General features: G+C 72.7%; 27 protein-coding genes. 10 read left to right on the top strand and 17 right to left on the bottom strand.

Going from position 1 to position 26248, the window contains the following annotated elements; all coding sequences use genetic code 11:
• Positions 1 to 101: 101 nt before the first annotated feature.
• On the top strand, positions 102 to 356 hold the full coding sequence (locus LPA41_RS13105) for a DUF5988 family protein (protein WP_229070417.1): 255 nt from the start codon (positions 102 to 104) through the stop codon (positions 354 to 356).
• Between the two features lie 16 nt (positions 357 to 372).
• Here LPA41_RS13105 and LPA41_RS13100 read toward each other — a convergent pair whose 3' ends face one another.
• From LPA41_RS13100 to LPA41_RS13090, 3 genes are read right to left on the bottom strand one after another with little or no spacing between them, the layout of a single operon-like run.
• Positions 373 to 1056: a hypothetical protein gene (locus tag LPA41_RS13100; RefSeq protein ID WP_229070416.1), complete on the bottom strand. Its 684-nt coding sequence runs from the start codon at positions 1054 to 1056 to the stop codon at positions 373 to 375.
• Entirely contained in the window at positions 1053 to 1481 is a 429-nt protein-coding gene (locus LPA41_RS13095; RefSeq protein WP_229070415.1) for a hypothetical protein, read from the bottom strand. The genes LPA41_RS13100 and LPA41_RS13095 overlap by 4 nt, the downstream gene beginning before the upstream one ends.
• 32 nt (positions 1482 to 1513) lie before the next feature.
• Positions 1514 to 2062 carry a nucleotidyltransferase domain-containing protein gene (locus LPA41_RS13090; protein ID WP_229070413.1) on the bottom strand — a complete coding sequence of 183 codons (549 nt, stop codon included), beginning with the start codon at positions 2060 to 2062 and terminating at the stop codon, positions 1514 to 1516.
• A gap of 187 nt (positions 2063 to 2249) precedes the next feature.
• On the opposite strand from LPA41_RS13090, the gene LPA41_RS13085 reads away from it, so the two are divergent.
• The 3 genes from LPA41_RS13085 (at position 2250) to LPA41_RS13075 (ending at position 4745) form a co-directional block, all read left to right on the top strand.
• Positions 2250 to 3449, top strand: a complete 1200-nt coding sequence (locus LPA41_RS13085; protein WP_229070411.1) for a discoidin domain-containing protein — start codon at positions 2250 to 2252, stop codon at positions 3447 to 3449.
• Positions 3450 to 3589: 140 nt separating this feature from the next.
• Positions 3590 to 4078, top strand: coding sequence for a hypothetical protein (locus tag LPA41_RS13080; protein ID WP_229070409.1), 489 nt, complete (start codon positions 3590 to 3592; stop codon positions 4076 to 4078).
• 43 nt (positions 4079 to 4121) lie between these two features.
• Positions 4122 to 4745 carry a 2'-5' RNA ligase family protein gene (locus LPA41_RS13075; protein ID WP_229070408.1) on the top strand — a complete coding sequence of 208 codons (624 nt, stop codon included), beginning with the start codon at positions 4122 to 4124 and terminating at the stop codon, positions 4743 to 4745.
• Positions 4746 to 4881: 136 nt separating this feature from the next.
• Here the strand turns inward: LPA41_RS13075 and LPA41_RS13070 are convergent, their stop codons facing one another.
• On the bottom strand, positions 4882 to 5304 hold the full coding sequence (locus LPA41_RS13070) for a VOC family protein (RefSeq protein WP_229070407.1): 423 nt from the start codon (positions 5302 to 5304) through the stop codon (positions 4882 to 4884).
• A 655-nt stretch (positions 5305 to 5959) separates the two neighbouring features.
• On the opposite strand from LPA41_RS13070, the gene LPA41_RS13065 reads away from it, so the two are divergent.
• Positions 5960 to 6586: a hypothetical protein gene (locus LPA41_RS13065; RefSeq protein ID WP_229070406.1), complete on the top strand. Its 627-nt coding sequence runs from the start codon at positions 5960 to 5962 to the stop codon at positions 6584 to 6586.
• A 10-nt stretch (positions 6587 to 6596) separates the two neighbouring features.
• On the opposite strand, the gene LPA41_RS13060 is transcribed toward LPA41_RS13065, so the two are convergent.
• The 5 genes from LPA41_RS13060 to LPA41_RS13040 form a co-directional block, all read right to left on the bottom strand.
• Complete coding sequence (locus LPA41_RS13060; RefSeq protein ID WP_229070470.1) at positions 6597 to 7280, bottom strand: GNAT family N-acetyltransferase; 684 nt, start codon at positions 7278 to 7280, stop codon at positions 6597 to 6599.
• A gap of 81 nt (positions 7281 to 7361) precedes the next feature.
• Entirely contained in the window at positions 7362 to 7532 is a 171-nt protein-coding gene (locus LPA41_RS13055; RefSeq protein WP_229070405.1) for a hypothetical protein, read from the bottom strand.
• Positions 7533 to 7598: 66 nt separating this feature from the next.
• Positions 7599 to 8009: a VOC family protein gene (locus tag LPA41_RS13050; protein WP_229070403.1), complete on the bottom strand. Its 411-nt coding sequence runs from the start codon at positions 8007 to 8009 to the stop codon at positions 7599 to 7601.
• 10 nt (positions 8010 to 8019) lie between these two features.
• Positions 8020 to 8394 carry a helix-turn-helix transcriptional regulator gene (locus LPA41_RS13045; protein ID WP_229070468.1) on the bottom strand — a complete coding sequence of 125 codons (375 nt, stop codon included), beginning with the start codon at positions 8392 to 8394 and terminating at the stop codon, positions 8020 to 8022.
• Positions 8395 to 8492: 98 nt separating this feature from the next.
• Positions 8493 to 10097 carry a GGDEF domain-containing protein gene (locus LPA41_RS13040; protein WP_229070401.1) on the bottom strand — a complete coding sequence of 535 codons (1605 nt, stop codon included), beginning with the start codon at positions 10095 to 10097 and terminating at the stop codon, positions 8493 to 8495.
• 84 nt (positions 10098 to 10181) lie between these two features.
• Between LPA41_RS13040 and LPA41_RS13035 the strand changes: the two genes are divergently transcribed.
• Positions 10182 to 11444: an MFS transporter gene (locus tag LPA41_RS13035; RefSeq protein ID WP_229070400.1), complete on the top strand. Its 1263-nt coding sequence runs from the start codon at positions 10182 to 10184 to the stop codon at positions 11442 to 11444.
• Positions 11445 to 11543: 99 nt separating this feature from the next.
• Positions 11544 to 12629 (top strand): endo-1,4-beta-xylanase, encoded by a 1086-nt coding sequence (locus LPA41_RS13030; RefSeq protein WP_229070397.1) that lies wholly within the window; start codon positions 11544 to 11546, stop codon positions 12627 to 12629.
• 162 nt (positions 12630 to 12791) lie between these two features.
• Here the strand turns inward: LPA41_RS13030 and LPA41_RS13025 are convergent, their stop codons facing one another.
• The 3 genes from LPA41_RS13025 to LPA41_RS13015 are packed head-to-tail and all read right to left on the bottom strand — an operon-like array spanning position 12792 to position 15172.
• Positions 12792 to 14027 carry an amidohydrolase gene (locus LPA41_RS13025; RefSeq protein ID WP_229070396.1) on the bottom strand — a complete coding sequence of 412 codons (1236 nt, stop codon included), beginning with the start codon at positions 14025 to 14027 and terminating at the stop codon, positions 12792 to 12794.
• A gap of 15 nt (positions 14028 to 14042) precedes the next feature.
• Positions 14043 to 14450, bottom strand: a complete 408-nt coding sequence (locus tag LPA41_RS13020) for a DUF4362 domain-containing protein (protein ID WP_229070395.1) — start codon at positions 14448 to 14450, stop codon at positions 14043 to 14045.
• A gap of 56 nt (positions 14451 to 14506) precedes the next feature.
• A complete protein-coding gene (locus tag LPA41_RS13015; RefSeq protein WP_229070394.1) occupies positions 14507 to 15172 on the bottom strand; it encodes a uridine kinase in 666 nt (221 codons plus the stop codon).
• A gap of 79 nt (positions 15173 to 15251) precedes the next feature.
• Between LPA41_RS13015 and LPA41_RS13010 the strand changes: the two genes are divergently transcribed.
• On the top strand, positions 15252 to 16118 hold the full coding sequence (locus tag LPA41_RS13010) for an alpha/beta fold hydrolase (RefSeq protein WP_229070393.1): 867 nt from the start codon (positions 15252 to 15254) through the stop codon (positions 16116 to 16118).
• Positions 16119 to 16204: 86 nt separating this feature from the next.
• Here the strand turns inward: LPA41_RS13010 and LPA41_RS13005 are convergent, their stop codons facing one another.
• Both LPA41_RS13005 and LPA41_RS13000 read right to left on the bottom strand, forming a co-directional pair.
• Positions 16205 to 16696, bottom strand: a complete 492-nt coding sequence (locus tag LPA41_RS13005) for a CAP domain-containing protein (RefSeq protein ID WP_229070392.1) — start codon at positions 16694 to 16696, stop codon at positions 16205 to 16207.
• Positions 16697 to 16808: 112 nt separating this feature from the next.
• Positions 16809 to 18311 carry a GGDEF domain-containing protein gene (locus LPA41_RS13000; RefSeq protein WP_229070391.1) on the bottom strand — a complete coding sequence of 501 codons (1503 nt, stop codon included), beginning with the start codon at positions 18309 to 18311 and terminating at the stop codon, positions 16809 to 16811.
• Positions 18312 to 18413: 102 nt separating this feature from the next.
• Here LPA41_RS13000 and LPA41_RS12995 point away from each other — a divergent pair, with 102 nt between their 5' ends.
• Both LPA41_RS12995 and LPA41_RS12990 read left to right on the top strand, forming a co-directional pair.
• Positions 18414 to 19580, top strand: coding sequence for an acyl-CoA dehydrogenase family protein (locus tag LPA41_RS12995; RefSeq protein WP_229070389.1), 1167 nt, complete (start codon positions 18414 to 18416; stop codon positions 19578 to 19580).
• A gap of 1182 nt (positions 19581 to 20762) precedes the next feature.
• Positions 20763 to 21176 carry a VOC family protein gene (locus tag LPA41_RS12990; protein ID WP_229070388.1) on the top strand — a complete coding sequence of 138 codons (414 nt, stop codon included), beginning with the start codon at positions 20763 to 20765 and terminating at the stop codon, positions 21174 to 21176.
• 227 nt (positions 21177 to 21403) lie between these two features.
• Here LPA41_RS12990 and LPA41_RS12985 read toward each other — a convergent pair whose 3' ends face one another.
• From LPA41_RS12985 to LPA41_RS12975, 3 genes are all read right to left on the bottom strand, one after another.
• Positions 21404 to 22063, bottom strand: a complete 660-nt coding sequence (locus tag LPA41_RS12985; RefSeq protein WP_229070386.1) for a GNAT family N-acetyltransferase — start codon at positions 22061 to 22063, stop codon at positions 21404 to 21406.
• A 164-nt stretch (positions 22064 to 22227) separates the two neighbouring features.
• Entirely contained in the window at positions 22228 to 25266 is a 3039-nt protein-coding gene (locus LPA41_RS12980) for a bifunctional diguanylate cyclase/phosphodiesterase (RefSeq protein WP_229070384.1), read from the bottom strand.
• A 70-nt stretch (positions 25267 to 25336) separates the two neighbouring features.
• Positions 25337 to 26245, bottom strand: coding sequence for a 5'-3' exonuclease H3TH domain-containing protein (locus LPA41_RS12975; protein ID WP_374238154.1), 909 nt, complete (start codon positions 26243 to 26245; stop codon positions 25337 to 25339).
• Between the last annotated feature and the right edge of the window lie 3 nt (positions 26246 to 26248).

Below are 26248 nucleotides of genomic sequence, written 5' to 3'. Positions count from 1 at the left end.
GGGGCGGCAGCGGCGAGTAAGGGTTCTCGGCCGAAGTGTGACGTAGAAGACTCGATGGCAGATCCGGAACTGACCATTCGACAGGACGGACGGACAGCGCCATGAGTTTCCTCGCAAACACCTCCCCGCCTGCTGCCGGCGACGAGCCGGCCGGAATCATCGAGATCACTCTGCACGGCGGTCCGGCCGACATGCCGGTCGAACTGCGCACCCATTCCGTCACGCCGGACCAGGAGAAGGTGAAGGTGTCGTACTACGGCGGCTACGAGCACTTCGAGCGCCGGATCACCGTCGTGGAGGGCACGGACCCGGTGACGTCGTACCACTGGATCGGACGTACCCGGGTAGCCGAATGAGGATGTGCTCTGCGGGTCAGCGACCGGCCCGGAGACGGTCGATCCAGCGGCGACCGCCGAGGACGAGCGCGGCGATCGCTGTCATCGAGGCCGCGCCCCCGATCAGCAGTGCGCCGTCCACGTCGTCCTCGAACCACACCGGGTAGGCGACGACCGTGACGGCAGTGACCACCAGGACACCGGGCAGCGCGGCCACGGCCTGCCGCCGGCGGGCCGGGCGCATCAGACTGGCGGTCACGTCGGCGAACACCAGCAGCGCGACGACCACGCACATTCCGAAGGTGAACGCCCGGACGTCAGGGTCGACGTCGTCGCGGCCGAGCCGAAACACGACGACCAGTAGCGCGGCGCCGAGCACGAGCGCGAGCACGGCGGCGGACGCGACCTCCCATCGCTGCGGCAGCGGCCGGTCGCGGTCCTGCCTGTTGCGCGGGATGTAATCCCAGGCGCGGTCGCTGAGCCACCGGCCGGCCAGGGCGCCGGTCACGACGAGGACCACCAGGACGACGGCCGGGACGACGAAGTTACGGCCGGCATAACCGATCAGGGCGGCCGTCAGGAGCGCGGCGGGTGGACTTGTGAGCGCGGCGACCACCCGGCTCCAGCGGAAGAGGCGGCGGGCCTCGGGCAGGTCGAGCGGGTGCACCAGGGGCTGCACCGCCGGGTCGGGCAGAACGACGGTCTCTTGCATCGGGTTCACGGGAGCCTCCCGGGCGCGCGTCGGATGAACTCACCGGTGGAGTGGGCGCGAGCGATCTCGTACACCTTCTGCCGCGAGACGCCGAGCCGGCCCGCCACGGCGACGGCGCTGTAGTCGCCGAGCAAGGTGTCCACGGCCAGGCCGCGCACCCGCGAACTCCGCGACGTCAGGTGTGCGGTGAGCGCGCCGACCTCGGCGGCCAGCAGGGCCACGGCGAGCGGTCCACCGTAGGGCGCCGCCCAGTCGGCGGCGCCGCTGAGGGCCGCGCCGTAGAGCTCGTCGCCGCTGTCGGCCAGGGCGGCCCCGACCTGCTCGGCGGTCACACCGGCCGACTCGAACCGCTCCCGGACGGCCTGCCGCGTCTCGGCGGGCCGGTGTTCGAGCACGGTTTCCCAGCTCGTGCCGGCCCGGGAGTCGCTTCTCACCGGCACAGCATCTGTCACCCCAGGGATGACTGTCAACCACCGCGTGGCCGGTGAGGCGGGGCCGCGAGGGCGGCCTCCAACCGCGCCACGTCCTCAGCGTCCTTCGGTCGCCTCGGCAACCCGGCCCAGGCCGGCATCATGCGCTTGATCTCGATCTGGGCGTACGGGCTGACGATCGCGCACCGCAACTCCCCGATCCGGCCCGCCGGCCAGTCCAGCATCCCCGCCGGCCAGGCACTGCCCGCCCATGGCCCGCCCGCGACCACGACCGTACCGTCGTCGCCGGCCGTGGTGACCAGCGCGAGACTGAGGTCCACGCCGTCCCGCACGAAGTCCAGCTGCCGGTCGTGCGGCGGTTCGGGCAGCAGTTGCCAGCCCCGCCCGGTGAGTGCGGCGGTGATCCCCGGCGCGTCGGTGGCCCAGGCGAACCAGTCCACGTCCCGATGCGCGCGCGTCACCTCGCCGAGGAAGAAGTCCATCGCCCAGCCGCCGCGCAGCCACACCGGGATCCCGATCGCGGCGACCTCCGCGATCGCGGCGAGCTGGCGCTGGGTGGTGCCATCGATCCGGTCCGTGTTCATTCAACAATCCTTACCGGGCCGCCACGCGAATGTGCTCGGCGTCACTGACCGCGCGTTCGTGCTGCCTGCCCGGTCCTGCGGAGGTCCTACTGCAGCGCGATGGTCCTTTCCGGACATGTGCGTACGTCAAGATACGGCGCTGCGGCGGTGGGCCGCGCAGACGGGAACGACACGGGGTGAGACAAGAGTGAACGGCATCGGCGACGCACCGAACGGTGGCGCGGCGGGCGGCGGCGCGGCGGGCGGCGGTGGCGGCGTGTCCGGTGGCGGCGTGTCCGGCGGCGGCGCGGCGAGGGAGGGGCGGTCGTCCCGGGCGGAAAGGTTGCGGCTCACCCGCATGCCGGCCCGACCGCCGGTGCGGACCGGCGGCGTGCTGCCCGCGCCCGTGCCGGCGCAACCGGCCGCCGGTCGGCCACTGCAGCCGGGCCACGAGCGACCGGCCGCCGCCCGGCCACTGCGGCCCGGACACGAGCAACCGGCCGCGGAACGGTCACTGCGGCCGGACACAGGCCGATCGTCTGCGGACCGGTCGTCGCCGCCCGGCCGGGAGCAAGCGGCAGTGCCGGTCGAGGAACGGGCAGTGGGCGGTCGTTCCCGGAAGTGGGGGCGACCGGCCGTGGCGGCCGTCGCGGTGGTGGCTGTGGTGGCGGGGTGTGCTGTTTGGGCGTACACCTCGGGGTGGGCCGGAACGGGCAATGAGCCCGCGCCGTCGCCGCCTGCCTCGCCGGGCGCGGGACCGGCGCTCGAACCGGACGGCTCCGCGTCCGGCTGGACCCGTGCGGCCGCACCCGCCGGTGAAGCCTCCGTCGACCCGGTCCACGCGTCCGCCGGTGTGATCAACCCGTCCGCCGGCGCCGCCGGCGTCTCTGCCGGCGTCTCCGCCGGCCCGAACCACGGACCATCCGGGCCCGGCTCCGCGTCGCCCGGCCCGTCCGCACCCGGTCCTGGTGGCGCCTCGAAGACGGCCGCCTCGAAGACTGCTGCCGCCAAGGGCAACCCGGGCGGCGCCAACCTCGCGCTCGCCGGCGTGGCCACCGCGTCGGAAAGTGAGGGCGACGCGTGGGCGCCCAGGCACGCGATCGACGGCGACCCGTCGACGCGCTGGTCGAGCGGTTTCGCCGACCGGCAGTGGCTGCGGGTCGACCTGAAACAGCTGTGGCAGATCTCGGAGGTGGCGCTGGTGTGGGAGGCGGCGTACGGCGTCGGCTACCGCGTCGAAAGCTCGGCCGACGGCAAGAAGTGGACGACACTGTACGAGACGTCGGCCGGCAAGGGTGGCACCGTGCGGGTGGACGTGGGCGGCCAGGTCGCCCGGCACATCCGGATGAACGGCACGAAGCGCAGCGGGTCCTACGGCTACTCCCTGCTGGAGGTCGAGATCCGCTGACGTCTCGCTCCGGCCCCGCACGAACCGGGCGCTAGCCGTACGTGACGCCGTCATCGCGGCCGGTCGATGCGAAAGACCCACGTCACATCCGGTGCGCCCCGTCGTGCCCGGGACGAGGCGAATCCGTACCCTTGCCCGTCATGCGAGGAACCAGCGCAGTGATCGCCACAAGCGCGCTGCTGGCTCTGGCCCTATCCGGCTGTGCCAGCAACGACGAACCCACCACCGCACCCGGCGCCGCCACCGTGGCGTCCGCGGTGGACCTGACCGGCCTGGACGAGGGCTCCGCGACCGCCTGCACGCTGGCGGAGAACGCGGTCCTCGGCAAGGCGGGCCACGACCTGGACCTGGAGTCCGCCAACGAGATCATCACCGCGGGCAAGACGTCGAAGAGTTCGGTGATCACCATCGCGTCGAGCGTGCTGGAGTTCAGCGTCCGCAAGGCCGAGGCCGCCGCCGGCAACCCGGACGAGCAGACGCTCACCGCCGCGGTGAGCACCGAGATCCTCAAGTTCCGCACGGTCTGCCAGGACCCCAAGACCGTGAAGGCGGGCATCGCGTCGCCGTCGACCGGCGGTTCGGGCGCCAGCTCGAACCCGGACGAGCCGGTGGACCGCAGCGTAAACTGACCGATTCCGAACGGCGGCAACGACGCAATCTAGAGTTGCCGCCGTGAAACCCTTCCAGTTCCGGCACGGCACCCAGGCCTGGCCCGCCGGGGAGACGCTGCTGCACGTCTACGCCATCCCCGACCTCGACCGCGACCAGGAACTGGCCGAACTGGCCGCCGGTTGCCGCTCGGCGCTGGCCGGTCACCCGCTGACCTTCGTCCAGGACCGCTGGCTGCACATCACCATCATGCAGATCGCCGACCGGTACGGCGCCCAGGTCCCACCCGCCGAACGCGCCCACCTGGCCGCCGCACTCACCCGCCGGCTCGCCACCGTGCCACCGTTCACCCTCACCGTCGGCAGCTGCCTGGCGCAGACGTCGGTAGTGATGTTCGACGTGCACCCCGACGACGAGATCGGGCGGCTCGGCGCGGCGGTGCACGAGGCGGTCGGCGCGGTGCGCGGCCCGGAGGCGCTGCGGTACCACGCCGGCATCCCGCACATGACCATCGGGTACGCGAACGGCGAGGCCGACAACGCCGACATCCAGCGCGATCTGCGCCGGGTACGCCCCAGCCACGCCCCGATGACGATCGACCGGGTGCACCTGGTCGACGTCGCGGTCGACGCCACCGCGAAGACGGTGACCTGGTCACCGATCGCCGAGATCCCGCTGGGCGGTTAGCCGGCCGCGCGTTGGCGGCGGGGCGGTCTGCGGGCTGATCGGTCAGTGGGCTGGGCGGTCTGCGGGCTGGTCGGTCTGCGGGCTGGTCGGTCTGCGGGCGGGGCGGTCAGCGGCGGGGCGGTCAGCGGCGGGGCGGTCAGTGGCTGCGCGGTTGGCCGGCCGCGTGGTCAGCCGGGTGGGCGGCCACGCAGAAGCGGTTGCCCTCGGTGTCGGCCAGCACCACGTACGGCAGCTCCGCCGGGTGCCGCTCCCCGGGCTTCGGATAGTGCGGCCAGTCCACCCGGCCGGCACCCAGCTTGACCAGCCGGTCCACCTCGGCGTCCAGCCCCGCCTCACCGGCGAGCAGATCCAGGTGGATCCGGGGCTCGTCCTCCACCCGGCTCGTACTGACGTCCAGCGCGATCGCCACCCCGCTGTCACCCGGCGGCGGCACGATCACCACCCAGTCGTCGCCCTGCCATCGGGGTGCCTGCCGGACATAGCCCAGTGTTTGTGCCCAGAAGTTTCCGGCCCGCTCCGCGTCCGCAACTCCCAGCGAGATCTGCGCGATCACAGCCATCGCCTGATGCTAACCGCAGCGCCCCCGCCGCCGGCGCTCAAGGGCTCCGCTCCGGCACTCGGGGGTGCTGTTGCTCGCTCCCGGCTCTGTTGCGGTCCCCCGGAACAGGTGGCCGCGGTCGACCGCGTTGGGGTCCGCCCGGCCCGTTGGGTCCGCCCGGCCCGTTGGGTCCGCGCGGCCCGTTGGGGTTCGCGCGGCGTGTCGGGGTTCGCGCGGCGCGTTGGGGTCCGTCCGGCGGTGTTGATCTGCTAGCGATGCGAAATCGCGGTTTTGACCCCTTGATCACAGCGATTTCGTAGCGCTAGCAGATCAACATCTCGCCAGGGAAGCGCCAGCGGGGGTCAGGCGCGGGCGGCATGGGCCGGACGGTGATCAGGGTGGCGCGGGCATGGGCCGGACGGTGATCAGGGTGGCGCGGGCATGGGCCGGACGGTGATCAGGGTGGCGCGGGCATGGGCCGGACGGTGATCAGGGTGGCGCGGGCATGGGCCGGACGGTGATCAGCGCGGCGCGGGTGGTGTGGGCCGGACGGGGATCAGGGGTATGGCGACCGAAGGGAGCCGGGGCGCAAAGCTGGGCGGGCGGCGCACGTCGCACAGGAAGCGCACAGATCGCTCACGGGTCAGAGCCAAGAGCGCGACGGACAGTGATCGTCATGACCGACATGGCGATCCGCTTCCCGCTCACCCAGTCCACTTCTGCCGCCCCGGCAGCCGAGGCCCGGCTGCGCCGGCGTCTGCGTGGCGCCGCGACGGTCGCGGCGCTGGTCGTCGGCGCCGCCGGCAGCACGGCCGCCACCCGCCAGGCCGACCACGGCGCCGCCGTGACACCGTTCGCCGGCCGCATCATCCCGGCGGCTTTCCCGGGTGCCACCCTGGCGCTCGCAAGCACTGTCACCGCGCCGACCGTTGCGCGCGCCGGCTTGGTGACGGCCACCGCGTCCACCGGCACCACCCGGTTCGCAGCGGCCGAAGGCACCGCGCAGGCCGCCGCGTCCACCGGCACCACCCGGGTCCCCGCGTCCGAAGGTACCGCGCAGGCTGCAGCGTCCGCCGGCACCGCGCAGGCTGCAGCGTCCGCCGGCACCGCGCAGGCCGCCGCGTCCGAGGTCATCGCGCAAGGCGCCGTACTCGAGGGCAGCGCGCCCGCCGCCGCGTCCGAAGGCACCGCGCAGGTCGCCGCGTCCCGGAGGTGTTCGGCGACGAGCACCGCGGTGATTCCGGCGGGACTCGCGACCGGTGGGACCGGCGCGGGCGCGGTGGTGATCCGGTGGGTGGGATGACCGATAAGGGTCAGCTGGTCAGGGGTGGGCGGGTGTGCCAGGCGGCGAGGCCGGCGGTCGCGAAGCCCAGCGATTCGTACAGGGGTTGCCCGGCCTCCGTCGCCACCAGGGTGAAGTGCCGGTCCGGCCGGGCGGCGAGTGCCGTGGTCAGCAGGGTGCGGCCGGCGCCGCGTGATCGGTGCCGGGGCAGCGTGGCGAGCCAGTAGACGCCCACCGCCGTGCCGTCGTCGTAGGTGCAGCCCGCCGCGGCCGGTTCGCCGTCGCACGAGGCCAGCCACACCCGCCAGCCGGGTTCCGTGAGCAGGGCCGGCGGCAGGGCCTGCCCCGCTGACCAGGGTTGATAGGCGGGCAGCGGGAAACCGTCGACCATCACCCGCTCCGCCACGGCGAGTTGTGCGGGGTCGGTCACCGCGGTGACGCGTACGCCCTGGGCCGGAACCGCAGGCATCCGCCCGGGCTGCCGGATCATCACCGGCATGTGCAGCGTCCCGGCGTGCGGGTCGATGACGCCGTAGGCGTCCTCCACCACCAGCGTGCGTCGCGGCGCGAGAGCGAGCACGTGCTCCGGCCGCGCCCCGGCGGTCAGCAGGACGACGCGTGCCCCGGCGGGGTGCTCGGCGAGCAGGTAGTCGCCGGAGCGTTCGGCGCCGGGCGCCCGGGAGGCCCACATGGCTGCGGCGTTGGCGAGATGCATCGCGATCACGGCCGCATCGTAGACACGGCGCACCGGCCCGGTGTCAGGCCGGGCCGGTGGGTGTCCGCGTCGGTCTCCGCGTCAGGAGGACGGCTCGGGCATCGGCGGCGGCGTGCCGGGGTCGTTGTCGTCCTGGTCGCCGGTCACGCCGTCGGGGCGCTGCTGTTCCCGCTTCTGCTTCTGGTCGCGGAAGTCGTTGAGGTCGATCGGGCGCTCGAGGTCGGGCTGCCCGGTCGGTTCGGCCACGGTCATGGAGACTCCTCCTACGGAACGAACCCGGGATGGTCCGCGCAAGGAGTACCCACCGGGGACCGGCTATCACTTCTTCTGGTTGATGCGGACCATGTTGCCGGCCGGGTCGCGGAACGCGCAGTCGCGGACGCCGTAGGGCTGGTCGATGGGTTCCTGCAGGACCTCGCCGCCGGCGGCCCGGATTTTCTCGAACGTGCCGTCGACGTCGTCGGTGGTGAAGATGACGCTGCGCAGCAGGCCCTTGGCCAGCAGTTCGGCCATCGTGTCGCGGTCGGCGGGGGAGGCGTTGGGATCGGTCAGCGGCGGTTCGAGGACGATGTCGACGTCTGGCTGGTCGGGGGAGCCGAGGGTGATCCAGCGCATTCCCTCGAAGCCCACGTCGTTGCGGACCTGGAGGCCGAGGGCGTCGCGGTAGAAGGCGAGGGCCTTGTCGTGGTCGTCGGTGGCGATGAATGTCTGTGCGACCTTGAATGTCATGGCGACCACGCTACGGACGCGGGGCGTGGCGCGCTTCTCCGTTCCTGACCGGTCTGGTGTAGATCTTGGCGTAGCAGGCCGGGATGGCGGCGCCGGCCTGGTGGTCGCGGTCCCGGTACGCGCTCGGGCTCACCCCCACCAGCTCGGTGAAGCGGGTGCTGAAGGAGCCGAGCGAGGTACAGCCGACGGCGAAGCAAACCTCGGTCACCGACAGGTCGCCGCGCCGCAGCAACGCCTTGGCGCGTTCGATGCGGCGGGTCATCAGATAGCTGTACGGCGTCTCGCCGAACGCGGCCCGGAAGCTGCGCGAGAAGTGCCCGGCCGACATGCACGCCTGCCGGGCCAGTGCCGGCACGTCGAGCGGCTCCGCGTAGTCACGGTCCATCCGGTCCCGGGCGCGGCGCAACCGGACCAGGTCGTCGAGCGTCACCGGACCACCATGCCACAGGCCCGCGGGACGCGGCTTCGCCCGTACCGCCGGAATCAGCCCGCCCGGTCGAAAGCCTCCGGCCGCACCGCCGCCAGGCCTGGCGTGTAGCTGCGCCAGCAGCCTTTGCCGGCGCGTTTCGCGGCGTACATCGCCACGTCCGCGTCCCGCAGCAGCGACTCGATGTCGGTGCCGGGGCCTGCGGTGGCGGTGCCGATGCTCGCGTTGGCGGTGGTCCGCACGTCGCCGCCGACCGGCAGCGGCGTCTCCAGGGCGCGCAGGATGCGCCGGGCGGTGTGCTCGGCGGAGTTCTCGTCGCAGTCGCGCAGCAGGACCGCGAACTCGTCGCCGCCGAGCCGGGCGACCAGGTCGCCGGCGCGCACCGACTCGGTGAGCTTGCGGGCCACGCCGATCAGCAGGGCGTCGCCGGCGGGGTGGCCGAGCGTGTCGTTGACCGCCTTGAACCCGTCCAGGTCGATCAGCAGCAGCGAGATCGTGCCGGGCTCGGCGCCGGCCAGGGCCTCGGCCATCTCGTCGTTGAGGTGGGTACGGTTCGCCAGCCCGGTGAGTCCGTCGGTGTTCGCCTGGTGCCGCAACCGGATCTCGTGCTCGCGCAGTTCGGCGAGGGTGTGGTCGAGTTCGGTGATCAGCCGGGTGTTGTCGTGGAAGGCGACCAGCTGACGCCCGGCGACCAGCGCGATGATCACACCGAGGCCGGCGATCACGCCCCAGAGCTGGTTCTCGTCGCTGCCGTCGAAGGTGCTGCTGCGCGCGACGATGAAGACGAGCGCCCCGAAGACGACAGCGATCGAGCCGTAGGGCAGCAGGCTGTACGGCTTGCGGCGCTTGGAGCCGAACGCGCTCTGGTCGAAGCGGGCGATGATGTCCTGGACGCGCGGGCCGGTGGCGATCAGCAGCGACGGCACGAACCGGACCGCGAGGACGTAGGCGGGCAGCGCCGCCGCGCCGTCGGGGGCGAGGAAGAATCCGACGCTGTTCACTCCGGCCGAGAGGATCATCGGGAAGACCGCGGCCTTGTGCATCGGCGCGTTGCCGCTGAGGCTCATCTTGACCGCGGCGAAGGCGGAGGTCAGCACGACCGCGCCGGCGACGAGGGTGGCGATCAGGTCGCCGGTGGAGCCTTCGGTGTTCGCGGCGAAGCACCAGGTGACGACGGCGCCGCCGACGAGCACGGTGGCCGAGTCGAGCCAGAACGCGAGCCGTTCCCGGCCGGAGCGGTGCGGGTGCGGATGGGCCAGCATGGCCAGGATCAGCATGCCCAGGCCGACCGCGAAGCAGGTGCTCTGCACGGTGCCGCCGCTGGTCAGGCCACTGGTGTCGCCGAGGAGCACGGTGACGGTCTGTGTCGTGTCACCGATGACGAACAGGATGCCGCAGGCGGTCAGCACCCGCCAGAACCGGCGGATGGGACCTGTCGCGACGCGGGAGACGCGCCACGAGGAGTACGCGAGGAGCAGGTCCAGCGGCACCTGGAAGGCCCAGTAGATCCGGATCTGCGCGTCGACGTGCCCGGCCAGCAGGAAGAACAGGAGCACCGCGAGGATGGTCCACCAGCCGGCCGCGGTCAGCAGCGGGTCGTGGCGGATCGCGGGCGCGATGATCTCCTGCCGCGGTTCGGCCGACTTCGACGAGCTGTGCACTTATGCGTTATCGGCCGCGAGCCCGGCCCCATGAGGAAAGCGCGGATGTGTACAGGCGTACATAGCGTATGTACGATCGTACGCATGTCCACCGCCCTCCGCAGCGCGCCCACCCGGGAAGCTCGCCTGGCCCGCCTCGCCGTCGCCCTGGTGTTCCTCACCAACGGCGCACTCTACGCCAACGTCGTACCTCGATTTCCCCAGCTCAAAGCGGACCTGGGACTGACCAACGCGGCACTCGGGTCGGCGATCGCGGCGATGCCCGCGGGCGCGCTGATCGCCGGGCTGTTCGCCGCCGCCCTGATCCGCCGGTTCCGGTCCGCCCGGGTCGCCTCCCTCGGCATCGTGCTGCTGGCCGTCCTCGTCCTGGCCGTCGCGTTCGCGCCGAACGTCTGGTTCCTCGCGGCCGTCTTCTTCGCCGCCGGTGCCCTCGACGCCGTGATCGACGTGGCGCAGAACGCGCACGGGTTGCGGGTGCAGCGCCTCTACGGCCGGTCGATCCTGAACTCGCTGCACGGCCTGTGGAGTGTCGGCGCCGTCGTCGGCGGCCTGATGGGCTCGGCCGCGGCCGGCCTGTCGCTCGCGCTCCCCATGCACCTGACGATCTCCGCCGTGCTGTTCAGCCTGGTCGCGCTCGTGGCGCTCCGGTTCATGCTGCCCGGACCGGACGGCGCGGCGGCCCCGGCCCCGGCGGCCTCGCCTGCCCCCGGCTCGCCGTCGCCCGCGCCTGCCCCCGGCTCGCCGTCGCCCGCGCCTGCCGCACCGCGCCGGGCCGCCTGGTCGGCGCACGCCGTCCGGATGCTCGCCGTGCTCGGTCTGCTGGCCGCCTGCGGCGCGCTGGTGGAGGACGCCGGCGCCTCGTGGGGTGCCATCTACCTGCGCAACGAGCTGTTCACCAGCGCCGCCGTGGCCGGTCTGGCGTTCGTCGCGCTCCAGGTCGCGATGACCGTCGGCCGGCTGACCGGCGACCGGGTCGTCGACCGGTTCGGCCAGCGGGCGGTGGTGCGTGCCGGCGGTGCGATCGCCGCCCTCGGGATGGGGCTGGCCCTGGCCGTACCGTCGGTGGTCACCACGCTCCTCGGGTTCGCGCTCGCCGGGCTCGGCACGGCCACCCTGGTCCCGGCGGCCATGCACAGCGCCGACGAACTGCCGGGGCTGCCGGACGGGGTCGGGCTCACCGTGTCGAGCTGGCTGCTGCGGGTCGGTTTCCTGCTGTCGGCGCCGCTCGTCGGGTTCATCGCCGACCTGTCGAGCCTGCGGATCGGCCTGCTCACCGTCGTCGCCGCCGGCCTGCTCACCGTCGTCTGCTCGCGGGTCCTGGTGAACCGGGTCGAGCACGCCCACTAAGACCTTCGATTGACGGCGGCCCGAGACCGGCCTAACTTACGAGTCAGTCTCGGAAGTTTCGACGACCGTCCATGCCGCTTCCCGATCGAAGGAGCCGCCTTGAGAAAGGCATTGCGCGCCGCCGTGGCCGTCCTCGCCACGGCGGCCCTCGTCGCCACCGCAGCACCCCCCGCCAGCGCGGGCGGCAAGTCGCTCCGCGACGCCGCACCCCGATACCTGAAGATCGGCACCGCGGTCGCCGGGGGCGGGCACCACGTCGACCAGCCCTACCCGGACCCGTTCCCCAACGACCGGAAGTACCGGCAGGTGCTGGCCCGCGAATTCTCCTCCGCCTCGCCGGAGAACCAGATGAAGTGGGAGTTCATCCACCCCGAACGCCACCGCTACAACTTCGGCCCGGCCGACGCGATCGTCGCGTTCGCCCGCCGGCACGGCCAGGTCGTGCGCGGGCACACCCTGCTCTGGCACAGCCAGAACCCGGCCTGGCTCGAAGAGGGCACCTTCACCAAGGCCGAGCTGCGCCGCATCCTCAAGGAACACATCTTCACCGTGGTCGGCCGCTACCGCGGCAAGATCCAGCAGTGGGACGTCGCCAACGAGATCTTCAACGAGAACGGGGAGTACCGGCAGGAGAACATCTTCATCCGCGAACTCGGCCCCGGCATCGTGGCCGACGCGTTCCGCTGGGCACACCAGGCCGACCCGCGGGCCCAGCTGTTCCTCAACGACTACGGCGTGGAATGGCCCGGCGTGAAGGTCGACGCCTACCACGCCCTCGCCTCGGAACTCCTCGCCGCACGGGTGCCACTGCACGGCTTCGCCTCGCAGGCACATCTGAGCATGCGGTACGGGGCCCCCGACCAGCTCGCCGCGGTGCTTCAGCGCTTCGACGACCTCGGGCTGCACACGGCGATCACCGAGCTCGACGTCCGGATGGACCTGCCGGTCACCGACGAGAAGCTGGCGACGCAGGCCGTCTACTACCGGACGGCGCTGGACGCGTGCCTGGCCGTCGACGGGTGCAACTCGTTCACGATCTGGGGCTTCACCGACAAGTACTCCTGGGTCCCGGTCTTCTTCCCGGCCGAGGGCGCGGCCACGGTCATGTGGGACGACTTCAGCCGCAAACCCGCGTACCACACGCTGCGCGACACCCTGGCCGCCGCGCCGCGCCGGCACCACTGACCGACCTCGGCCGGCCCGCGTCGCGTCACCCCACCGTCCGGGGCCGCGACCGGGCCGGCCGGCTCTCTCCTCACCGTCCGGGCCGGCTCTCTCCGCACCGTCCGGGCCGGGACCGGGCCGGCTCTCTCCCGGGGCTGCCGGGATGTCCGCCCGGCTCGGTCGCTAACCAGGCGTCGGCTCCTGGCCGGCGTGCAGTGCTGCGACGACCGTGAGCAGGTGGCGGATGCCGGCGGGCACGGCGAGCCGGTCGGACGGGGCGAAGCGCGGTGAGTGGTTGGTCGCCACCTCCGCCGGCAGCGCGCCCCGCAGCACGCCGGCCAAGGCGTCCGGGCTGAACGCCGCCGGGTCGGCGCCGCCGAAGTGGAAGAAGACCGACGAGCAGCCCGCGGCCGTGCCGAAGGCGCCGAAGTCCTCGCTGGCGGCGAGCGGTGCGGGCAGCGGCTGCGCGTTCAGGGCGGCGGCCACCCGGGCGGTCGCGGCCGGCGTGTTGACGGTCAGCGGGAACGAGTCGTAGACCTCGAGGCCCGGCTCCCGCGTCGCCCCCTGGGCCTGCGCCTCGGCCCGGACGATCCGGCGGATCTCGGCGAGCGCCTTCTCCCGCGCGCCGGTGTCGAAGGTGCGCAGGCTGGCGAGCAGTTCGGCGGTGTGCGGGATGACGTTCGGGACGGTGCCCGCATGGATCGCGCCGACGGTCAGGACGGTGGCCGGGCTGACCGGTGCCTGCCGGGCCGAGAACGTCTGCAACCGCAGCACCAGCGCGGCCGCCGCGACGATCGGGTCGACCGCGAACTGCGGGGTGGAGGCGTGCGCGCCGGCGCCGTACAGCGTGATCCGCAGGCTGTCGGCCGCCGCCATCAGCGGACCGGGCCGGGTCGCGGTCAGGCCGGCCGGGAACGGGCCGACGTGCTGGCCGAGCACCAGGTCCGGCCGGGGGAACCGCTCCAGGACACCGTCGGCGAGCATGGCCCGGGCGCCCTGGCCGATCTCCTCGGCCGGTTGGAAGATCGCGACGAGCGTGCCCGCCCAGGCGCCCGGGTGCGCGGCGAACTGCCGGCACGCGCCGAGCAGCGCGCTCACGTGCACGTCGTGGCCGCAGGCGTGCATCCGGCCGGGCTCCGCGGACGCGTACGCCAAGCCGGTCTCCTCGGTGACCGGCAGCGCGTCCATGTCGGCGCGCAGCCAGGTCGTCGGACCGGGGCCGTTGCGGAGCACGGCCACCACCCCGGTGCCGCCGACCCGTCCGGTGACCTCCCAGCCGCCCGTCGCGGTGAGCTCCCGGACGATCGTGGCGGCGGTACGGTGTTCGGCGAAGCCCAGTTCGGGATGGGCGTGCAGGTCGCGGTAGACGTCCGTCCAGTGCGGCAGGTGATCGGTCAGGTCCGCGGCGAGGTCGGTCATCCCCCCACTGTGTACTCACTCCTCGACGCGCAACAGGTCCGAGCACTCGGTGAAGGCGATGCCGTCCCGGGTCAGCGCCGGTTCCGAGCACGTCTCCCGGCTGATGGTCTGCTCGCCGAAGTTGTCCGCGCGGGAATCGGTCGTCACATCGACCCGGCCGTCCGGGCGGGCCGCGTAGGTGACCGGGATCGGGTCGCCCTCCACGGTCGGGCTGGTCACCTTCAGGGTGGTCACGCGGCCCGCCTTCGCCGCGTCGATCAGGCAGGTCGCGGCGTCGGCGGGCACCTTCTCGCCCTGCCCCAGCAGGAACGTGCCGCAGTCCGGGACCGGGGAGGCGGCGGGTTCGGTGCGCCGGTCGGGCGCCGGCTGCCCGCAGGCGGCCAGAGTGGCTCCGGCCAGCATCATCGTCACGATCCGCTTCATTGCGCCTCCCGTTGTCCGCCGGTAGGGGTTCGACGCGCCCGGCGGGCCGGGGGTTCCTACCGCACGCCCGGCGCCAGGTTCGCGGGTGCGGTGAGGACGCCGTCGCCGGCCGGTGGCGTACCCGACACGACGAAGTCGGCGCGCTCCCAGGGCCGGTCCGCGCTGAGGAACGGGATCTCCTCGGCCATCCATTCGTCCCACTCGCGCCGCGCGCTCGCCGGATCGAGGCCGTGGTCGGTGATGTCCCGCGCCAGGCCCCGGCGCTCGGCCTCGGCGAAGTCGGACTGCACCCAGACACACACGTCCAGCAGGTGGGTCACCTCGCGGCGGGACGCACCGACGCCCTCCACGAAGACGGCCGGGCAGCCCGCCGGCACCTCGATGCGGCCGTCCCGGCCCCGGCGCTCCCACGCGGGCGGCCGGAAACTGACGGCCTCCCCGGCGTGCAGCGGGGCCAGCACACCGGACTCCATCAGATCGGCCCAGCCGAACCGGGAGTGCCACCAGGCCACGTCGTCGGTGTGCACGACCGCCGAACCGGGGACGACGCGGGCCAGGTTCGCCGCCAGGGTCGACTTGCCGCCACCACCCCGGCCGTCGATCGCGATCAGGCGCGGTCGGCCGGCCGGTTCACCGGCGGCGGCCAGGATCGCGGCGGCGACATCCGGCCAGCTCCGCCGCTGCCACGGGCCCGCGGGGGGTTCGTCCGGTCCGAGCGTCATTCCGGCACGGTAACCCGGTCGGTCGTCGCGCGCCGGTTACGGGGCCGCAGGGGAGGCGGAAGGGCTCTAGGGTCGGTGCATGACGGAGACGCGCACGCTCGCACTGCCCGGCGTAGATCTCGTGTACGACGTCCGGGGCCCGCTGCCACCGGCCGACGGACGGCCGGTGCTGCTGATGATCGGTCAGCCGATGTCCGCGGAGGGGTTCACCGCGCTCGCCGAGCACTTCCCGGACCGGACCGTCGTCACCTATGACCCGCGCGGACTGGGGCGCAGTGTCCGCTCCGACGGGCGGGACGACTTCACCCCGCAGGACCAGGCCGACGACCTGCACCAGCTGATCGGTGCGCTCGGCGCCGGGCCGGTCGAGGTGTTCGGCAGCAGCGGTGGCGCGGTGACCGGCCTGGAACTCGTGACCCGCTACCCGGCGGACGTCGTCACGCTCGTCGCGCACGAACCGCCGATCAGCGCGGTGCTGCCGGACTCGGCCGGCGCCGACCGGGCACGGGCGGGATTCCACGAGGCGTACCAGCAGCGGGGCCCCGGCGCCGGGATGGCCGCGTTCGTGGTGATGACGTCGTGGCAGGGCGAGTTCACCGACGAGTACTTCGCCCAGCCGGCACCCGACCCGGCAGCCTTCGGGATGTCGGCCGACGACGACGGCACCCGCGACGACCCGCTGCTGTCGAAACGGTCGTGGGCGGTCAGCGACTACCGGCCGGACGTGGCCGCGCTGACCTCCGCGCCCGGCCGTGTGATCGTCGCGGTGGGGGAGGAGTCGGCGGGGACGTACACCGCACGCACCGCGGTCGGCCTGGCCGCGCTGCTCGGCCAGGAACCTGCCGTCTTCCCCAGCCACCACGGCGGGTTCCTCGGCGGCGAGTTCGGGTACGCGGGGAAGCCGCCGGAGTTCGCAGCCCGGCTGCGCGAGGTCCTGGCCACCTGATCCGGGCGCCTGCTTCCGGGCGCCTGCTTCCGGGCACGGCGATGCCCCAGCCGCAGGGGGATCGGCTGGGGCATCGCTGGTCTGTGTCAGTAACCGAAGTCCTGGGTGTAGTACGGGGCGCCGCTGGCGCTGAAGACGACGCCGACGCCGACGGTCTTGGACTTGCAGTTGAGGATGTTGGTGCGGTGGCCCGGGCTGTTCATCCAGCCGTTGACGACCTGCGCGGCGCTGCGGTAGCCCCAGGCGATGTTCTCCGCGGACGGCTTGGTGTAGCCGGCGGCCTTGGACCGGGCCACGAAGTTGGAGTTCGAGCGGCCGGTGTGGGAGAACTTCCCGGTCTGGGCCATCCACGCGGAGTGGCCGCGGGCGGCGGCGGTGAGTGCGGCGTTGACCTTCAGTGCCGAGCAGCCGTGCTGGGTGCGTTCGGTGTTGATGAGCTGGTTGATCTGGTTCTGCAGGGCGGTCTCGCTGGCCTTCGCGGGGGCGGCCTGGGCGGGGGTCGTGGTCAGCAGGGCGGCGCTGATGGCGGCCGGGGTGAGGACGACGGCCAGGGCGAAGCGGCGAAGAGCGTTGCGCAAGAGCGGTCCCTTTCGTAGGTGTTTCGCGGTTGCACTGTTCTCTTCGGCGCCGCACCGGGCGGTTGGATCACCGGCACGGTGCGCCTGCGTCGCCGTACGGTTGCCGGGAATCTCAGGCCGCCCGCGCCCCGGCGCCCTCGTCCATCGACTCCTGCCAGACCGCCCAGCGGGTCGCCGGACCCTGCCCTTTGGCCTTGTACATCGCCTGGTCCGCCCGGTGCGCCAGCACGTCGTGGCGGAGTTCGCCCGGCCCGGACACGGCCACGCCGACGCTGGCGGCCAGCGTTACCAGGCGGCCGTCGACGGCGACCGGACCGAGGGCGGCGGCGATCCGCCCGGCCACGTCGTACGCCTGCCGCGGTGAATCCAGATCCGTCAGCACCACCGCGAACTCGTCACCACCGAGCCGGGCCGGCAGGCCCGGCGCCGTCACGCAGTGGCGCAGCACCTCGGCGAACTCGACAAGCACCAGGTCACCGGCCTGGTGGCCGAGGGTGTCGTTGATGCCCTTGAAGCCGTTCATGTCGATCAGCAGGATCGCGGTGTGCCGCCCGGTCCGGGCGCCCCGGGCCAGACCCCGCAACGACGTCTCCCGGAACCGTGTCCGGTTCGCCAGCCCGGTCAGGCCGTCGGTGAGTGCCTGCTCGTCCGACTCCCGCTGCACCAGCGTCTGCCGGGACAGCACCAGCGCACTGAGCAGCGCACCGCCGAGCGCGAGCCCGCCCCACGGCGCGAAGTTCCCGGACTTCACGGCGGCGTCGAGCATCAGCGCGTGCGCCACCACGATCGCAAGGAACGGCAGGCCCTGCCCCGGCCGCAACCGCCGGCGGGCCGTGGCACCGGCCGGCGCCTGCGGGCGGGACTGCACCACCGCGGCCGCCGCCAGCAGCGCGTCCGTGGTGAGCCAGCAGAAGTACTGCCAGGACACGTGCGAGCCCGGGTGGTGCGCGTGCAGGTAACCGGTCACGGCGTCACCGAGGAACAACACCAGGGCGGCGGCGGTGAGCAGCCGCAGCGGGCGCCGGGCCGACGCGTCGGCGCCCCGCAACAGCGCCAGGGAGGCACTGAACAGCAGGGCCAGGCCGCAGACCGGGTAGAGCACCGCGCTGACCCGCACATCGGCGGTTAGGTGGCTGCTCTGCGCCAGCGGGTCGAACGGGGTGTACCAGAGCACCATCGAACCGCCGACCAGCACGGTCAGCGCGTCCAAGGCGGTCTTGCAGCGGTCCCGGCGGTTCATCGGCGCGAGCGGGAACCGTTGCAGCGCGATCAGCAGCGCCACCACGAACAGGACGTGGGTGACGTCGTCGGCGGTGTCGCCGCCGACGCCGCGGTCCAGCAGCAGCACGGCGGGCACGCTGACGACCAGGACGGCGAAACAGGCGGCGACCGCGCCCCACGCCTGACGCAGCCGCGGCGGCAGATGCGGCAGCCGGGACGCGCGGATCGCGGCCAGCAGGCCGAGCAGCCCGAACCCGAACCGGGCACCCTCGGCGAGCAGGGCGCCCGCGTCGCTCGCCAGCCCGACCATCGCGACGGCGTAGAGCACGCCGAGAGCGACGAAGACGGCCGTCGTCCAGCGAGGTGGTGGCACCCGAGGGGTCCAGGTGTGCAAAGCTCCTCCTTCACCGGTTCCGACCCGCTGCTGATCGGTACCGGTCACCGGGCACATGAGCAGGCGCCCGGGGGCAGGTCGGTTGCCGCATAGGATCGGCGGATGTTCACCCACGACGATGCGGTCGCCGCCGCACACCGCCTCGCGGCCGTCCTCGAACCCGGCGCGATCCGGCGCGACCGCGACGGCGCCACAGTGGTCCCGCACGACGCCCTGGCCGCGCTCGACGCCTCCGGCCTGCTCGGGATCACGATCCCGGCCGCGGACGGCGGTCCGGGCCTCGGGCCGCGTACCCTCGCCGAGGTGGTCCGGGTCCTCGCCGCCGCCGACCCGGCGATCGCCCAGGTGCCGCAGGGCCACTACCTCATGATCGACATCCTGGCCGTGCACGCCGGACCGGACGCCCGCAAACGGCTCTTCGGCGACGTCCTGGCCGGCCGGCGGCTCGGCAACGCCCTGGCCGAACGCGGCGGCAAACACGCGCAGGACCTGCGCACCCGGATCGCTGACGGCCGGCTGAACGGCACCAAGTACTACACGACCGGCGCCCTGACCAGCGCCTGGATCGCGGTGAGCGCCCTCGACGCGGACGGCCGGCTGGTGCTCGCGTTCGTGCCCCGCGACGCCGGCGGGGTGCGGGTGGACACCGACTGGGACGTGATCGGGCAACGCGCCACGATCAGCGGGACGGCTACTTTCAGTGATGTACCGGTGGCGCTGTCGATCGATTACGCGTCGGCCTACGAGGTGCCGCAGCAGCTGGGCGCCCGGGCGCAACTCGTGCACACGGCCATCGAAGCGGGCATCGCGGGCGCGGCGCTGCGGGACGCGCGAGCCTATCTGCGCTCCACCGCGCGACCGTCGAGCGAGGCCATCCGCGCCGGTCACGGCTCTGCCACCGAGGACCCGCACGTGCGGCACCGCTACGGGCGCCTGGCCAGCCGGGTCCGGGCCGCCGAGGCGCTCCTGGAGTCCGCCGCCCGTACCCTCGAAGAGATCGGCCTGGTACCCACCTCCGCCGACTCGGCCGCGCGGGGGTCACTCACCGTGGCCGCCGCGAAGGCTTTCGCCAGCGAGGTCGCCGTCGACGCCGGCTCCGAACTGTTCGCCATGTGCGGCACCAGCGCGGCCGCCGCGAAATGGGACCTGGACCGGCACTGGCGCAACGCGCGCACGCACAGCATCCACGATCCGCTCGACTGGAAATATGCGCACATCGGCGCTTACGAGCTGTCCGACGTGCTCCCGCCCAACCACGGACAGCTCTGAAGGGGTACGCGGCCGGCCGTCCCGCCACACTCCCTCATGTCCCGCACACCCCGAACACCTGACGGTCCACACCCCGGCGCTTCCCGCCCGCCAGCTCCGGCGGTTCTCGCTGCCCGCTCCGGCGGTTCTCGCTGCCGGTCCTGCGGCGGCGGCCTGTGGGCACGCCTCTCCGGCGGCAGCGTTATCTCGCGGTCGCGGCGGCCCGATCGACCCGCCGGCGCGCGCCGACGTCCGATACCCACCGCTCCGACCCGCCCACGCGCGATCTTGGCGGGTTTCGCGGGCGTTCGACCTCGGGCGTTGGACCTCGGGCGTTCGACTTGGGACGCCGGGTCGGACCCGGCTGTCAGTGAGGGCTGTTGGAGAGCGGTTTCAGCGACCGTCAGTGACAGCCGGTCTGCTCGTGCTTGTGCCGGCTGTCAGTGAGGGCTGTTGGAGAGCGGTTTCAGCGACCGTCAGTGACAGCCGGTCTGCTCGTGCTTGTGCCGGCTGTCACTGAGGGCTGTTGAAGGGCGGTTTCAGCGACCACCAGTGACAGCCCGTTCGGTTTGCTTGTGGTCGTGTCAGTAGCAAGACGCTCATTCGTGGCTAAAGGGACATTCGGGCCGCCGCCGAGGCCCGGTCGGCGCTCATAGCCGCAACGAAGTGCTTCCGGCGGCCGTGAGTGCGAGCTGGGCGCGGGGGAGGGGGAGTGCGGTCTTCGTCAGCCGTCGAACGTCAGGCGAGCCGGCTGTCACTGGTGGCTGTTGGAGAGCGGTTTCAGCAACCACCGGTGACAGCTGGTTCGGTCTGTTCGTGCTCGTGGCGGTGGCACGCCGTCCGATCGTGAACGTAGGGACAATTCGGGCCTGTTGCTGGGTCGCGGACCGCGCTTGTGACCGCGGCAGAGTGCTCTCGATGGCCGTGAGCCCGGGCTGGGCGCGGGGCTTGACGGCTGATTGCGGGGCCCTTCTCGGCAGCCGCGAACGTAATCCGAGCCGGCTGTCACGGGCGGCTGTCCGAGAGCGATTTCAGCAACCGTGAGCGTCAGCCGGCCCGGCCCGGGCCCCGGCCCCGGCCCCGGCCCCGGCCCGGGCCCCCAGCCGCGGTCGTGGAGGCGGCGCAACCCCGGCCAGGCGTGAGTTCGCCCAGCTCCGGCGTCACGAGGCGGAATTGTCGTAGGGCGGCGGCAAGATGCCGGGCATGGCGTTGCGGATGGATCTGACGTTCGACTGTGCGGATGCGGAGCGGCTGGCGGAGTTCTGGAAACAGGCGCTCGGCTATGCGGATGAGCCACCCCCGGCGCCGTTCGCGACACGGGACGAGTGGGTGGCGTCGTTCGGGCCGCCGGAGGAGGACGAGGGCGGCGGCGCGTGGCTGCACGACCCGGCCGGTGGTGGGCCGCGGCTTTCGTTCCTGGAGGTGCCGGAGCGGAAAACCGCGAAGAACCGGCTGCACATCGACGTGCGCGTGGGCAGGTCGGAGGACGCGTGGGCCCGCGTCCTGACGAAAGCCGAGGAGTTGGAGGCGGCGGGCGGCCGCATCGACACGATCGTCGACGGGCATCACGTGGTGATGGCCGACCCGGAGGGCAACGAGTTCTGTGTCGCCCCCTGACCGGGTCACGGCTCGCGGAGGGAGGTGAGGGCCACGCTGCCGGGGTTCACGGCCTGGGCTGGGAAGTAAGGGCCGCGCTGCCGGCGGGCTTCGGCCTGGGTCGGGAGGTGAGGGCCGGGCTGCGCTGCCGGGCGGCTCCGGCTTGCGGAGGGAGTGAGGGCCGGGCTGCGCTGCCGGGCGGCTCCGGCTCGCGGAAGGAGTGAGGGCCGGGCTGCGCTGCCGGGCGGCTACGGCTTGCGGAAGGACGTGAAGACGACCTCGCCGCTGTGTTCGAAGCCGAGCCGTTCGTAAAGGCGGATCGCGTTTTCGTTGTCCTGCAGTACGTGCAGGAACGGCAGTTCGCCGCGCGCGAGGATGCCGGCGGCCACGGCCAGGGTGAGCCGGGCGCCGAGGCCTTGGCCACGGAACTCGGGGTCGGTGCAGACGGCGCTCACCTCGGTCCAGCCGGGCATCCGGAAGCGTTCGCCGGCCATCGCGACGAGGCGGCCGTTGTTGTCGCGGATGCCCAGGTGGCGGCCCATGTCGACGGTGCGCTTGCGGAACGGGCCGGGCTGGGCGCGGGCGACCAGGTCGAGCATCTCGGGGACGTCGGCCTCGGTGAGGGCCACCGCGTCGGGGTCCTCGACGCCGGTCATGCTCTGGCCGATCATCTGGACGCCGGGCAGCACCTGTTCGGTCTGCCAGCCGGCTTGCGGGGCGATGGCGCGGCCGACGAGCACCGCGACGTCGGTGATCGTGGCCAGGTCGCGCCAGGCGGCCGGGTCGGCGTTGTCGCGCAGCGCGCCGAACGGCGCGATGTCGGGGTGGTATCGGGCGGCGTCTCCGGCGGCCTCGGCGAAACAGGCCTGTGGCCCGTCGAGGGCGGCCCATACGGGATTGTTCAGCACAACTGCGACCTTGCCCTTCACCGGTCCTCCGCGCCAGTGCATATCCGGGTCACCACCCGCGCGGGAACGCTCGATTGTCTGCCGGAAGTGTCAACGATCCGGCTGACAAACGGGCTACGGCCCCACTCGGAGCAGCGAAGGCCGGCGATGGGCGGCAGCGGGCTTCAGCTCAGGGCGGCCAGGCTTCTGGAGGCCTCGGTCAGGGGCGGGATGTCCGCCGGCCACTGCGGTTTGGCGAACAGGTAGCCCTGGCCGTACCGGCAACCCATGCTGTCCAGGGCCGCGTGCTGCCCGGCCTCCTCGATGCCTTCGGCCACGACGGCGAGGTCCAGGTTGCCGGCGAGCGTCACGATCGCCTCGACCAGGGCGTGCTGCTGCCGACTGTGCAAAACGTCGTCAATGAACGACTTGTCCAGCTTCAGCACATCTACCGGCATCTGCCGCAAGTAACTCAGCGACGAGTACCCGGTACCGAAGTCGTCGATCGCCACCCGTACCCCGATGGCGCGCAGAGCCTTCAGGTCGGCGACCACCTTGTCGGCGTCCCGCAGCACCAGGCTTTCGGTGATCTCCAGGAGCAACCATTCGGGCCGGGCGCCCGCGTCGGCCACGGCGGTGCGGACCACGTCGACGAAGTCGGCGGTCCGGAACTGGCGGGCCGACACGTTGACGCTGACGTAGCGCAGCGTGCTCGACGGGTTGTCGGCCCGCCACGCGGCGAACTGACGCAGCGCCTCCCGCAGCACCCAGGTGCCGATGCCGACGATCGCGCCGCTCTCCTCGGCGGCCTCGACGAAGTGGTACGGCCCGAGCAGCCCGCGCGCCGGGTGCTGCCAGCGGACCAGCGCCTCGACGCCGGTGATCCGCTGGTCGGCCAGTTCGACGATCGGCTGGTACTGGAGCACGAACTGCTCGCCCTCGATCGCCTCGAGCAGCTGGGTGCGCATCTCCAGGCGCTGCACCATCGCGGTGTGCAGGTCGCTCTGGTACCGCTGCCAGCCGCCCTTGCCCAGACCTTTGGCCAGGTAGAGCGCAAGGTCGGCGTGGCGCAGCATCTCGGTGGCGTTTTCGGCGTCCTGGTTGGTGGCGACGCCGACGCTCGCGGCGCCGCTGACCAGGTGGGTGCCGCCTTCGCCGTCGGCCAGTTCGATCGGCGCGGCCAGCGCGGCGACCAGGCGTGCGGCGACGTCCTCGGGGTTCTCGGTGGGGGAGACAAGCACGGCGAACTCGTCGCCGCCCATCCGGGCCGCGGTCCCGGACCCGATGGTCGCCGAGATCCGCTGCGCCACGGTGATCAGCAGCTGGTCGCCGACGGCGTGCCCGAGGGTGTCGTTGACCTCCTTGAAGTCGTCGAGGTCGACGAAGAGCACGCCGAGGGAGGCGCCGCCGCGCTCGGCGACGCCGAACGCCTGCTCGAGGCGGTTGCGGAACAGCACGCGGTTGGCGAGGCCGGTCAGCGAGTCGTGGTACGCCTGGTGGGTGAGGTCGTCCTCGAGTCGCCGGCGCTCGGTCACGTCCCGCATGGTGAGGACGAGTCCCCGTACGGTGGGATCCGCTCGAAGATCGCGCACGTCGCACTCGATCTCCACCCGCCGGTCGCCGCGGTGGGCGGCGAGCGCCAGCCCGTCCAGCTCGCCGGCGCCGCGGTCCATCCGGTCCCGCATGTCGGCAAGTGCCGGCTGCGCGTCCGCGGCGATGAGCTCGGCGAACGTGCCGCCGGTCGGGTCGCCGCAGCCGAACAGGGCGTCGGCGGACGGGCTGGCGTAGCGGATGCTGCCGTCCCCGTCGAGAATCAGGATGACGTCGGCGGTGCTCTGGATGAGGGTACGGAAGTACGCCTCACCCTCCCGGCGGCTCACCTCGGCGGTCAGCCCGATGCGTTCCAGCACCACCGCGATCTGCGCGATCAGGGCTTCCAGCGACGGGCGGACGGCGCGCAGCACGGTGTCCGGGGCGCCGAGGATGAACATGCCGTGCCGCTCGCCGGCCATCGGGATCGTCGCGAACAGCACGTTCGGGAAGCGGCCGCTGGTGAACGGGTCGGGCAGGTCGGCCGCCGGCATCCAGCGCAGGTCCACCTCGGCGGCGCCCGAGCGGGGCGGGATGACCTGCAGGTGGTACGGCTCCCCGGCCGGCATCAGGCGCAGTACGGCCCGGCGCAGCCCGCCCGCGACCTCGGACTCGGTGGTGGCGGCGAAGAGTTCGGTGCCGGCCTCGCGCAGCACCCGTTCCCGGTTGCCGGCCTGGCGCTGGGCCTGGGCCAGGTCGCCGACGCGGGCCAGGACCAGCAGGAACATGACGGCCGCAGCCGCCGCGATGATCGGCGCGTCGACGACCCCGTCGCGGGCGATCTCCACCTCGCGGCCCTGCGCGTACTCGAAGGCGAGCACGGCCGGCGCGATGAGCGCGGCGGCGCTGAGCCAGAACAGCCGGTGGCGGCCCATGCCGACCTCGGCGGTGGACGGCTGCACCTGCTGGGTGAGTGTGGCCATCGACGGCGACAGGGCGGCGAAGCCCATCAGCGAGTAGAAGACGATCCAGCCGAAGTCGACCGGCCCGCCCAGTTCCCAGGCGCTGTTGAGCTGCGACTGGCCGTAGAACACGTCAGAGACGAGCAGGCCGATCATGGCGACGCCGATCGTGCTGACCGCGGCCGGGCGCTTGCCGGCGGCGGTGAGCATCCGCAGGATCATCGCGAGGACCAGCACGTCGCCGAGCGGGTAGCCGATGGAGACGACCTTCTCCAGCAGTGTCAGCTCGGCCGAGCGGGTGAACGGCGCGATCCAGTAGACCCAGGCGAGCAGGCCGAGCCCGACGGTCGGCACCAGCGCGTCCAGCAGCGCCGCCTTGTCACCGCCACCGGACCGGGCCCGCACGAAGATCAGCAGACCGGCCGTCAGGAGCGGGTAGACAAGCACGAAGAACAGGTCGGCCAGACCGGGGAAGCCCGGCGTCCGGCCGAGCGCGAGGACCAGGTTGTACCAGCTGTCACCGGTGGTGAAGGACACCAGGGCGACGCTGATCAGATACCACGGCAGGCGGCGGGACGGCCGGTGCAGCCGGACGCCGACCAGCACCATGGCGGCGCAGGAGTAGCCCAGCGCCGCCCAGGTGTAGAGGTGCGCGTCCGGAAGTGCGTAGTACAGCCCGGTGAGCGCCACGATCCACGCGGCGAAGCACGCGCGAACAGCCCGCGTCGACAATGCGTACTCCGATCCGATGACGGGGTGACCGTCAGGCGTATCGGAGGATTGGCCCGCTGACTTAAGGAAATCAGCCCGCCAGTGCGTCGACCAGCCGCCGCGCCGAACCGGCCAGATTCCACCGCTCGGCGAGCGTGAGCAGGGCTTCCTCGTCGCGGGGCGCCTTCGGCAGGACCGGGTCGAAGGCGGGCAGCGGTACGTCCAGGGCGACCTTGCAGACCGGCAGCGCCCGCGCCAGGTAGTCGCGGGCGGCGTCCAGCTTGAGCCGGACACCGGGGGCGAAACCGGACGCCGGGTCGTCGAGCGCCGCCAGGATCTGCTCGACACCGCCGTAGCGCTCGATCAGCCGGGCCGCCGTCTTCTCGCCCACCCCGGCCACCCCGGGCAGGCCGTCGCTCGGGTCGCCGCGCATGGCCGCGAAGTCCGCGTACCAGCGGGCCTCCACGCCGTACTTCGCCAGGACGAGGGCCTCGTCGGCGTCCTCCAGCTTGGCCACGCCGCGGCCGCAGTAGAGCAGCCGGGTGCCGCGGGCGTCGTCGACGAGCTGGAACAGGTCACGGTCACCGGAGACCACCTCGACCGGGGCCGGCTGTGTCGCGGCGAGGGTGCCGAGCACGTCGTCGGCCTCGTAACCGGGTACGCCGTACGCCGGGATGCCGACCGCGGCGAGCACCTCCAGCAGCACCGGGACCTGCCGTTCCAGCGAGGCCGGCACCTCTTCGACCGCGCCGTGCGCGACCCGGTGCTTCTTGTACGACGGGACCAGCTCCACGCGCCAGGCCGGTCGCCAGTCCGCGTCGAGTGCGCAGACGAGGCGATCCGGCCGGCGGGTGCGGATCAGCTGGGCGAGCATGTCGAGGAAGCCGCGGATCGCGTTGACCGGCTCACCGGCCGGCGTCTGTGCCGCCTTCTCGGGGATGCCGTGGAAGGCCCGGAAATACAGGCTGGGGGCGTCGACGGCCAGCAGTGGTCGAGTCACGCC

Origin of the sequence: Actinoplanes sp. DH11, assembly GCF_020873875.1 — a bacterium.
Classification (GTDB): domain Bacteria; phylum Actinomycetota; class Actinomycetes; order Mycobacteriales; family Micromonosporaceae; genus Actinoplanes.
The sequence above is the reverse complement of the archived record's forward strand: the minus strand, read 5'-3'. Positions and strand labels throughout refer to the sequence as shown.

Coding starts and splice junctions, on each gene's coding strand:
- LPA41_RS13045 (WP_229070468.1), bottom strand. CDS start 8,394: ATGGACCGTGACTACGCGGAGCCGCTCGACGTGCCGGCACTGGCCCGG.
- LPA41_RS13035 (WP_229070400.1), top strand. CDS start 10,182: ATGTCCACCGCCCTCCGCAGCGCGCCCACCCGGGAAGCTCGCCTGGCC.
- LPA41_RS13025 (WP_229070396.1), bottom strand. CDS start 14,027: ATGACCGACCTCGCCGCGGACCTGACCGATCACCTGCCGCACTGGACG.
- LPA41_RS13010 (WP_229070393.1), top strand. CDS start 15,252: ATGACGGAGACGCGCACGCTCGCACTGCCCGGCGTAGATCTCGTGTAC.
- LPA41_RS13070 (WP_229070407.1), bottom strand. CDS start 5,304: ATGGCTGTGATCGCGCAGATCTCGCTGGGAGTTGCGGACGCGGAGCGG.
- LPA41_RS13015 (WP_229070394.1), bottom strand. CDS start 15,172: ATGACGCTCGGACCGGACGAACCCCCCGCGGGCCCGTGGCAGCGGCGG.
- LPA41_RS13080 (WP_229070409.1), top strand. CDS start 3,590: ATGCGAGGAACCAGCGCAGTGATCGCCACAAGCGCGCTGCTGGCTCTG.
- LPA41_RS12990 (WP_229070388.1), top strand. CDS start 20,763: ATGGCGTTGCGGATGGATCTGACGTTCGACTGTGCGGATGCGGAGCGG.
- LPA41_RS13090 (WP_229070413.1), bottom strand. CDS start 2,062: ATGAACACGGACCGGATCGATGGCACCACCCAGCGCCAGCTCGCCGCG.
- LPA41_RS13065 (WP_229070406.1), top strand. CDS start 5,960: ATGACCGACATGGCGATCCGCTTCCCGCTCACCCAGTCCACTTCTGCC.
- LPA41_RS13060 (WP_229070470.1), bottom strand. CDS start 7,280: ATGCATCTCGCCAACGCCGCAGCCATGTGGGCCTCCCGGGCGCCCGGC.
- LPA41_RS13105 (WP_229070417.1), top strand. CDS start 102: ATGAGTTTCCTCGCAAACACCTCCCCGCCTGCTGCCGGCGACGAGCCG.
- LPA41_RS13050 (WP_229070403.1), bottom strand. CDS start 8,009: ATGACATTCAAGGTCGCACAGACATTCATCGCCACCGACGACCACGAC.
- LPA41_RS13055 (WP_229070405.1), bottom strand. CDS start 7,532: ATGACCGTGGCCGAACCGACCGGGCAGCCCGACCTCGAGCGCCCGATC.
- LPA41_RS13020 (WP_229070395.1), bottom strand. CDS start 14,450: ATGAAGCGGATCGTGACGATGATGCTGGCCGGAGCCACTCTGGCCGCC.
- LPA41_RS12995 (WP_229070389.1), top strand. CDS start 18,414: ATGTTCACCCACGACGATGCGGTCGCCGCCGCACACCGCCTCGCGGCC.